We start from the raw sequence: 4,281 nt of genomic DNA, 5'->3' as shown, positions 1-4,281 counted from the left end.
ATTCGACCCTCCTTGCCGTGGCGGGCCGCACTGCCGCCTCACCAGTTGTCCTTGGGCGCCGACCCGAGCCCACAATAACAAAAACCCCCGGTTGCAAAACCGGAAAAACAATGAAGGCACCGGTTTGTGTCACGCATCGTCCATCAGCCGCATATGCGCCGAAAGCCGCGATGGACTTGGGCCCCGAGCTGTGGTTGCGTCGGGGTGGTCGAGCGTTTCATCGAGATGCCTGAACGCTCCGGGTATTTGTTCAGACGCAATTCCGGACGGCAAATCGCCTGGTATTTTTCCGGAATGGTTGGGCAGGCCGGATGGGAGACCGGCCAGGGAGGAAGCACGGGCCGTGCAAGGCTGGTTCGTCGTCATCATCGCGATCGCCTATGTGACGCTGCTTTTCGCCATTGCCAGCGTCGGCGACCGGCGCGCGGCCGCCGCGGGGCTCGGCCGGGCGCGGCCGTTCATCTATGCGCTTAGCCTGGCCATCTACTGCACCTCCTGGACCTTCTTCGGCTCGGTCGGCCTTTCCTCCGAGCGCGGCCTCGAATTCCTCGGCATCTATACCGGCCCGGTGCTGGTCTTCGTGTTCGGCTTCCCGCTGCTCAACCGCCTGGTTCGGCTGGCGAAGAGCGAGAAGATCACCTCGATCGCCGACTTCCTCGGCGCCCGCTACGGCAAGAGCTTCACCGTCGCGGCGATCGCGACCTTGATCGCCACGATCGGCGCGGTGCCCTATATCGCGCTGCAGCTCAAGGCGATTTCGGGCTCGGTCAGCCTGATGGTCGAGCACTATACCGGCTCGCCGCCCTCTTTCGATCCGTTCGTCAGCGACATCTCGCTGGTGGTAGCGATGCTTCTGGCGCTGTTCGCGGTGCTGTTCGGCACCCGCCACGCCGATGCCACGGAACATCAGGACGGGCTGGTTCTGGCCGTTGCGGTCGAGACCGTGGTGAAGCTCGCCGCATTCATAGCCATCGGCCTGATGGTCACGTTCCTGATCTTCGGCGGCCCCGGCGACATGTTCGCCAGGCTCGCCGGGAACGGCCAGGTACGCCAGGCGATGAGCTACAACACCTCGCTGGCCACCTGGCTGGTGCTGACGGGCTTGAGCGGCTTTGCCATCCTGATGCTGCCGCGGCAATTCTATGTCACCATCGTGGAGAACCGCAGCGAGGCGGAACTGCGCACGGCGACCTGGCTGTTTCCGCTCTATCTCGTGGCGATCAACCTCTTCGTGCTGCCGATCGCCTTTGCCGGCCTGTCGCTGGTCGGCACCAAGACCAGCAGCGACCTTTATGTCCTGTCGCTGCCGCTGCTCGGCGGCCATGACGTGCTCGCCATGGCCGCCTTCGTCGGCGGCCTGTCGGCGGCGACCGCCATGGTGATCGTCGAGAGCGTCGCGCTGTCGATCATGATCTCCAACGATCTCATCATCCCGCTGTTCGTGCGCCGCGTGATCAAGACCAGCGCCTCGGAGAATGAGGATTGGTCGACACTGATCCTCAACGTACGCCGCGCGTCCATCTTCATCCTGCTGTTCATCGCCTTCCTCTACTACCGCGAGAGCACCAACAGCGCGCGGCTGTCCTCGATCGGGCTGATGTCTTTCGCGGCGATCGCGCAATTCGCGCCGTCGCTGATCGGCGGCCTGATCTGGCGCCGCGCCAACGGCCGGGGCGCCGCGCTCGGCATGGTCGCGGGCATCGCTGTCTGGGGTTACACGCTTCTTCTGCCTTCGCTCGCCGGCCCGGGTTCCGACATCGTCGTCCACGGGCTGTTCGGCTTCGAGGCGCTGAGGCCACAGGCGCTGTTCGGCACCGTCGGCGAGCCGCTGAACCACGGCGTGCTGTGGAGCCTCTCGGTCAACGCCCTGTTTTTCGTGCTGGGGTCCCTGTCGCGCGCGTCGGTGCCGCTGGAGCGCATCCAGGCGGCGATCTTCGTGCCGCGCGAGGCAGGCCCAATGCCAAGCCTCAGGCGCTTCCGCACCGCCGTCACCGTCAATGATCTCAAGGACACGATCTCGCGCTATCTCGGCGTCGAGCGCACGGAGCGCTCCTTCCAGTCCTTCGAGAAGAGCGCAAGCGTCTCGCTCCACGGCAAGGAGCAAGCGAGCATGGATGTCATCCGCTTCTCGGAGCAATTGCTGGCAAGCGCCGTCGGCTCGTCCTCGGCGCGGCTGATCCTGTCGCTGCTGTTCCGCCGCAACGACCACGATTCCAAGGATGCCTTCAAGCTGCTCGACGACGCCACCGAGGCGCTGCAGCACAATCGCGACCTGCTCCAGATCGCCCTCGACCAGATGGAGCAAGGCATCACCGTCTTCGACCGCGATTTCCGGCTGATCTGCTGGAACCGGCAATACCGGCAGCTGTTCGACCTGCCGGACGAGATGGGCCAGGTCGGCGTGTCGCTTGACCGGATCCTGCGCCATCTTGCCGAACGCGGCGATATCCCGGCTGACCAGCGCGTGACGATGCTCAACCGGCTGACCAGCTTCGCCGGGCCATGGCAGATGGAGCTGAAGACCAGCGGACGCATTCTGGAGCTGCGCTCCAACCCGATGCCCGACGGCGGCATCGTCGCCACCTATGCCGACATCTCCGGCCGCGTCGAGCAGGACCTGGCGCTGAAACGGGCCAATGAATCGCTGGAACAGCGGGTCAAGACCCGCACCGTCGAGCTCACCCGGGTCAACGAGGAGCTGGCGCAGGCGCAGATGCTGGCCGAGGAGGCCAATCTCGGCAAGACGCGCTTCCTCGCCGCCGCCGGGCACGACATTCTGCAGCCGCTCAACGCGGCGCGTCTCTATTGCTCGTCGCTGATCGAGAAGGCCGGCAAGGGGCCGGCCGGCAAGGCGGCCATCAACATCGAATCCTCGCTGGAATCGGTCGAAACCATCCTCGGCGCGGTGCTCGACATCTCGCGGCTCGATGCCGGCGCCATGAAGCCCGAGGACACCGCCTTCAGCCTCGGCGGGCTGCTCGGGCAGATCGGCAATGACTTCCGCCCTTTGGCCGCCGAAAAGAAGCTCGAGCTCAAGATCATGCCGTCCTCGCTCGGCGTCATGACCGATCGCAACCTTTTGCGCCGGCTGATCCAGAACCTGGTCTCGAACGCCATCAAATACACGCGCAAGGGCCGCATCCTGGTTGGGGTGCGGCGACGCGGCGAACTGGCCGAAATCCAGGTGATCGACACCGGCATTGGCATCGCCGGCGACAAGCTCAACACTGTCTTCCACGAATTCACACGCCTCGACGAGGGCGTACGCGAGGCAGAAGGCCTTGGCCTGGGGCTCTCCATTGTCGACCGCATCGCGCGGGTGCTGCGACTCGAAATCCGCATTTTCTCCAACCCGGGCAAGGGCACGCGCTTTTCCGTCATCCTGCCGGTCGCGGAGGTCGCGGCGCCGCCGCGCGAAATCGGCAAAGCCCCGGCCCGCTCTGCGTCGACGCTTGCCGGGCTCAATGTGCTCTGCATCGACAATGATGCGCGCATCCTCGACGGCATGCGGCTGCTGCTCGAAGGCTGGGACTGCCATGTCGAGACGGCTTCGGGATCGGGAGAGCTCATGGGACCCGGCGCGGTGAGGCCGGACGTCGTGCTTGCTGACTATCATCTCGATGGCGGCACCGGGCTCGACGCGATCGCCAGGTTACGCGCCGCCTACGGCCAGGACCTGCCCTGCGTGCTGGTCACCGCCGACCGCTCCAGCGAGATGCGCGCCGCCGCAAGCCAGCTCGACATTCCGGTCGTCAACAAGCCGGTGAAGCCCGCCGTGCTGCGCTCGATGATGGCGCGGGTCAGGCCGCTGGCGCCGGCGGCGGAGTAGAGGCAGAAGTAGCTAACTTACCGGCTGCAGCGGGTCATTGCCGATCTTGGAGAGCTGGATGACCGCCTGGGTGCGGCTGTCGACGCCGAGCTTCTGCAGGATGGCCGAGACATGCGCCTTGATGGTGGCCTCGGAGACGCCGAGCTCATAGGCGATCTGCTTGTTGAGGAGGCCTTCCGCCAGCATGCCGAGCACCCGCGTCTGCTGCGGCGTCAGCGCCTGCAGGCGCTTGATCAGGTCGGAGATTTCCGGGTCGCGCTCGACGCCGAGCTCGACACCGGCAGGTGCTGCGATATCGCCGGCGAGCACGGCCTGCACCGCGGCGCGGATTTCTTCCATGCTGGCCGATTTGGAGATGAAGCCGGACGCGCCGAGATCGAGGGCGCGGCGGATGGTGACGGGATCATCATGCGCCGACACTACGACCAGCGGCACCGCCGGATGGATGCCGC

The 4,281-nt window shown here is 65.5% G+C and carries 2 protein-coding genes; one reads left to right on the top strand and one right to left on the bottom strand.

Features of this window, described 5'->3' with window-relative positions; all coding sequences use genetic code 11:
* Window positions 1-343: 343 nt before the first annotated feature.
* Window positions 344-3,829, top strand: coding sequence for a PAS domain-containing hybrid sensor histidine kinase/response regulator (locus EOA27_RS24840; protein WP_189343261.1), 3,486 nt, complete (start codon window positions 344-346; stop codon window positions 3,827-3,829).
* Window positions 3,830-3,841: 12 nt separating this feature from the next.
* On the opposite strand, the gene EOA27_RS24835 is transcribed toward EOA27_RS24840, so the two are convergent.
* A partial coding sequence (locus tag EOA27_RS24835) for a response regulator transcription factor (protein WP_145970512.1) occupies window positions 3,842-4,281 on the bottom strand: 440 nt, incomplete at its 5' end.

This window comes from Mesorhizobium sp. M2A.F.Ca.ET.037.01.1.1, assembly GCF_003998075.1.
In the GTDB taxonomy this organism is placed as follows: domain Bacteria; phylum Pseudomonadota; class Alphaproteobacteria; order Rhizobiales; family Rhizobiaceae; genus Mesorhizobium.
Note: the sequence above shows the minus strand (reverse complement) of the source record. Positions and strands in the feature narration are given on the sequence as shown.